The following is a 4,817-nucleotide window of genomic DNA, read 5'->3' as shown; positions in this document are numbered from 1 at the left end:
CGTCTTCCTTTATACTACATGCTAGACGGTGCAGACAAGCCTAATAAGCTCAAGCCATTGGCCAATACTTGACGTACGGCTTTAGATAAGCGTAAACGCGCTTGCATCAAATCCGTCTCATCTTGGCTTGGCGTTTCACCTGAAGTTAGGCTGACCGGCAAGATACGATTGCCATCATACCAACCATGAAATAACGCCGCCAACTCTTTTAGATAGTTGGTTAAGATATGCGGTTCATAGCCTGTCGCTGAGCGTAGCAAGGTTGCTGGATAAGCGGCCAATAATTTAATCAACTCTTCTTCACTTGGCGCAACTAGTAACGCTTGCTTTTCAGCGCCAGTAATATCGTCTACTTGCAGACCACTGGTTTCTAGTTTTTCTAACACGCGGCAAACCCGGGCATGCGCATACTGAATATAGTAAACCAAGTTGTCTTTACTTTGCGATTTGGCCAGCTCCAAGTCAAAATCGACGTGCACTTCAGGCTTACGAGCGACGTAATAAAAACGCGCAGCATCGTTACCGACTTCATGGCGCAGCTCACGTAAGGTGACAAATTTGCCCGAGCGCGATGACATTTGCACTTTTTCACTACCGCGCCATAAGGCAACAAACTGTACCAATACCACATCAAGACGGTCGGCATCGATACCGAGCGCCGTCAATGCCGCTTTTACGCGCGGCACATAACCATGATGGTCAGCGCCCCAAACGTTAATGACTTTATCAAAACCGCGATCGAACTTATTTTTGTGATAAGCAATATCAGAGGCAAAATAGGTGCTTTGACCATTGGCACGGCGCACCACCCGGTCTTTTTCATCGCCAAAATCGGTCGATTTAAACCAAATGTTGCCGTCTTTTTCGTATAAATAGCCTTTTTCATCGAGGATTTGTAAAACAGGCTCAATCTCGCTATCGATGGATCTTTCGCTAAACCAGCATTCATAACGGACACCAAAGTCATTTAAGTCGTCTTTGATATCAGCCAAAATACTGCTCAATGCCGCATTTAAAAACAGCTCATAACCGGCGCCAAGCAAGGCTTTGCTATTGGCAATCAAACCATCAATATGGGCTTCTTTATCGCCTGATAGCAGTACTTTTTCGCCATCATTATTTATTTCAAACTGCGCATCTGCTGCTACGTCCTTTGCAATGTCAGCAAAACTGTGCACGTAGCTATCGCCATGCTGGGTTTTTAGCGTTTGCGCAATATCCCTGACATAATCGCCTTGATAGCCATTGACTGGGAAGGTGACTGCCTCGCCGTTGGCCTCTAGATAACGCAAATAAGTACTGGTCGCTAAAATATCCATTTGGCGACCGGCGTCATTGACATAATACTCACGCGTGACGTCATAACCAATGGCTTCAAGCAAGTTTGCCACGCTCATGCCAAAGGCGGCACCGCGACCATGACCGACGTGCAAACTAGACGTTGGATTCGCCGAGACAAATTCAACTTGGATTTTTTGGCCTTTAAACTGCTTGCTTAAACCAAAGCGTTCTTGCAATTTAAAGATATCGTCTAACACCGCAAATTTGGCTTCGGTATTTAAAAAGACGTTGATAAAACCGGGGCCTGCGATTTCTACTTGACGAATATTCTGATTTTCAGGCAAGGCGTTGACGATTTTTTCAGCGAGCTGGCGTGGATTGGCTTTCGCAGCTTTGGCGGCCGTTAGCGCGATATTGCTCGCAAAATCACCATGACTGGTGTCTTTTGTCCGTGTAATTTGGCTGTTGTTTTGCCAATCAGCCGGTAGTTCGCCGTCATTTTTTAGGGCTTGGATGGCACTATCAAATAGTGAGGCGAGCGTATCGATTTGGGCTTGTGACATAGGACTATAAACTCAGATAAATGAACAAAAAAATTGGTGAAATATAAGATAAAACAGAAAAAATAAGTAACCTATAAATATAACAAGCTTTAGGCGCTATTGCACTATTTGAACCAAAAATAGCATTAAAATCACCGCTATTATACTAGATATGCGCAAGTGACAAGGTAACGGCTATTATAGTCTGCCAATACAAGTCTATTTAGGCTGATTGTAGCGTTACTGTTGTTTGACGTTGGTGAAACATTTATAGCAACCTCATTCCGCGTTATAATGACAACATTAATCTATTACTGCTATAAATGCTGATGCCATTTATAACCATATATAAAAACAGACCATAGAAAACGCAGCACTTCACACTTTTATTGACAGGACAAAACCATGTTTGCCATTGCTTCTAGTACCGTCACCAGTTGGGGCATGTATATTTTATTGCCCATTTTTATTGCTTTCTTATTCTTTATCATTTGGGATTTATCAAAACAGTCTAACGCTGGACGCGCTGGTACTTTTTGGATGTTTCTCGCCTTAGGTGCGGGTTTTATCGGTTTTATCCTAAAAGTATTGATAGAGATGGCATTTAAACGCTGGTTTATTTAACCAACCTCTCTTTGCAAACCGCCAGCGCTATTTTTTTGCAATTAAGGTTGCCCGTTTCGGCGCTGGATACCCTTCGATGGTTTTACTGGCATCACTAGGGTCTAAAAAATTCGCTAAGGAATGATACGTCATCCATTCGGTTTTGCGCTGCTCCTCAGTCGATGTAACCGCTACATCGACGCAGCGTACCTCGCTAAACCCCGCTTTTTCTAGCCAGCCAATAAGTGCATCGACCGATGGCAAAAAATAGACATTATTCATCTGTGCATAGCGGTCGTGCGGTACAAGGACAGTATTGGCATCGCCATCAATAACCAAGGTTTCAAGCACCAGCTCGCCACCTTTAACCAGTTGCCCTTTTAGCTGTTGCAAATGCTCAAACGGTGACTGGCGATGATAAAGTACGCCCATACTAAAAACCGTATCGAATAGCTGACTGTGCTCCGGCAAAGCTTCAAGCGGTACAGGGATATAATGCGTTTTATAATGATCAGCGGCGCCGACAAAATGACGAATGGCCATAAACTGATGATAAAACAAGCACGATGGGTCAATAATAATGACCGTCTCTGCGCCCGCACCTGCCATCCGCCAACCATGATAACCCGAGCCACCGCCTACATCCAGTACGCGCCGACCTTTTAACGTGCCTAAATGCGGCGCGACCCTTTGCCATTTCCAATCGCTATGCCATTCGGTATCGATAAATATCGAACAGTCTTTATCACTACCAATTTGACCACCAATCTGGAAAGGCCCTTTGCGCCACGGCATTAGCTGCTTTAACAGTGCCATCGTTTGTTTACGCTCAGAGTCGCTGAGATTGGCAGCAATCGTTAACACATCACTGTCCAAATCTACTTCATCAGCCGCTACTGTTGGCAAACGTGCTACCGACGCTTGGTAAGCAGGCGCGTGCGCGTAATTGGCTTTATCTTTGATAGCATTAAGCCACGTCGGCAAGCGCGTGAGCCACTCATAAGCGCTCGGCTGCTGCTGCGCCAATGACAGCAAGGTTAAATATAATTCGCGTTCGGCATGAATGATGGTGTCGTTAAGCATAAAAACAGATTGCCATGTTGGTAAAAAGGTAGAGTAAAAATTTACATTAAAAGTCGAGCCCTTATTACTATCTCGTTTAAATATTATTTAAAGGCCACAATAGAGACAAAGTTTAAAAACTGAAACCACGTCAAATGACGCTGGAAGCCAACTTGCGTTAGACGCGTATGATGCTCATCCAAGGTATCGGTAATCAAAACGTTTTCTAAGGCATTGCGTTTGCCGCTGATTTCCATCTCGGTATAACCATTGGCGCGTTTAAAATCATAATAACGCTCAACCAACCACGCATCATACTGCTCATCAAAAGCATGGGTTTTTTCGGTCAATACCAAAATACCACCCTCACTTAATGCGGCATAAATTTTCTCAAGCACTGCCACTCTATCGGCAGCGGGTAAAAATTGCAGCGTCAGATTCAGAATGACCATATCGCATGGCTCAAGCTCGACATCACGAATATCGGCGGTGATTACCTCGATGTTATGCGCGGGATAATTTTCCGTTAATAACGTACTCGCCTCATTGGTCATCGCGGGTGAGATATCAATTGCCTTAATCTGTAAATCTTGCGCTTCAAACTCGCCTGCCAACGCCATACTTGCCGCACCTAGTGAGCAGCCCAAATCATAGACACGACTGACACGCTGGCCGCTATCATCTTGCTGGCGGTATTTACAGTGGCGACGAGCGAATATCGGCAACATCGCCAGCACTTGACCATAACCGGGCACACTACGGCGAATCATATCGGGAAAACAAGCGACGACCTGCTCATCAAAAGAAAAACGCGCCGCTTTATCGAGTGGCGTGGTAAATAAGGTGTCGTGTTTCACGGTGTCATTAGTCAGGTTAGCAGGCTTAGTTTGGCTCATGGGGTTGCTCGTTTTTTGATGGTGGCTCGTTTTTTAATAACGAAACTTTGATTCTTTAAAAATAAAATGTTAGTTAAATGGTGCATTGCTCAGTGCTTTAAAGATAGCAAAAGCCCATTATAACATTACTGTTTGTTACTTATCGCGAGCAACTGCCCTGCTAAGCTAAATAGGTAACGCTAATTCTTTATAAAGGCAGTATTGAGACATACAAGCAGTATTGAAAGATGAGATATTGCAACCAAATAAAGACCTTAGCGCATCTCTATGACAACAGCGATAATAATAGGAACAATTATGCAAACCATTATCTTAGGCGGTGGCTGCTTTTGGTGCACCGAATCAGTATTTTTGTCCGTGAAAGGCGTGCAATCTGTGGTGTCAGGCTATATGGGCGGCGATGCCGTTTCTGCTAACTACGAAGCGGTCTGCG

5 protein-coding genes are annotated in these 4,817 nt (G+C 44.5%); 2 read left to right on the top strand and 3 right to left on the bottom strand.

What is annotated here, in order from left to right; all coding sequences use genetic code 11:
• Positions 1-14 precede the first annotated feature (14 nt).
• Positions 15-1,844, bottom strand: a complete 1,830-nt coding sequence (gene argS / locus V7D75_RS09880; RefSeq protein WP_333614425.1) for an arginine--tRNA ligase — start codon at positions 1,842-1,844, stop codon at positions 15-17.
• 384 nt (positions 1,845-2,228) lie between these two features.
• Here argS and V7D75_RS09875 point away from each other — a divergent pair, with 384 nt between their 5' ends.
• Positions 2,229-2,447: a DUF2788 domain-containing protein gene (locus V7D75_RS09875; RefSeq protein ID WP_068406984.1), complete on the top strand. Its 219-nt coding sequence runs from the start codon at positions 2,229-2,231 to the stop codon at positions 2,445-2,447.
• 27 nt (positions 2,448-2,474) lie between these two features.
• Here the strand turns inward: V7D75_RS09875 and cmoB are convergent, their stop codons facing one another.
• Positions 2,475-3,509: a tRNA 5-methoxyuridine(34)/uridine 5-oxyacetic acid(34) synthase CmoB gene (gene cmoB, locus V7D75_RS09870; protein ID WP_333614424.1), complete on the bottom strand. Its 1,035-nt coding sequence runs from the start codon at positions 3,507-3,509 to the stop codon at positions 2,475-2,477.
• A gap of 83 nt (positions 3,510-3,592) precedes the next feature.
• Positions 3,593-4,384: a carboxy-S-adenosyl-L-methionine synthase CmoA gene (gene cmoA / locus V7D75_RS09865; RefSeq protein ID WP_333614423.1), complete on the bottom strand. Its 792-nt coding sequence runs from the start codon at positions 4,382-4,384 to the stop codon at positions 3,593-3,595.
• A 297-nt stretch (positions 4,385-4,681) separates the two neighbouring features.
• Here cmoA and V7D75_RS09860 point away from each other — a divergent pair.
• Positions 4,682-4,817: peptide-methionine (S)-S-oxide reductase (locus tag V7D75_RS09860; RefSeq protein WP_442968947.1), on the top strand; the 136-nt coding region annotated here is incomplete at its 3' end.

This window comes from Psychrobacter sp., from assembly GCF_036731945.1.
Lineage (GTDB): Bacteria > Pseudomonadota > Gammaproteobacteria > Pseudomonadales > Moraxellaceae > Psychrobacter.
Note: the sequence above shows the minus strand (reverse complement) of the source record. Positions and strands in the feature narration are given on the sequence as shown.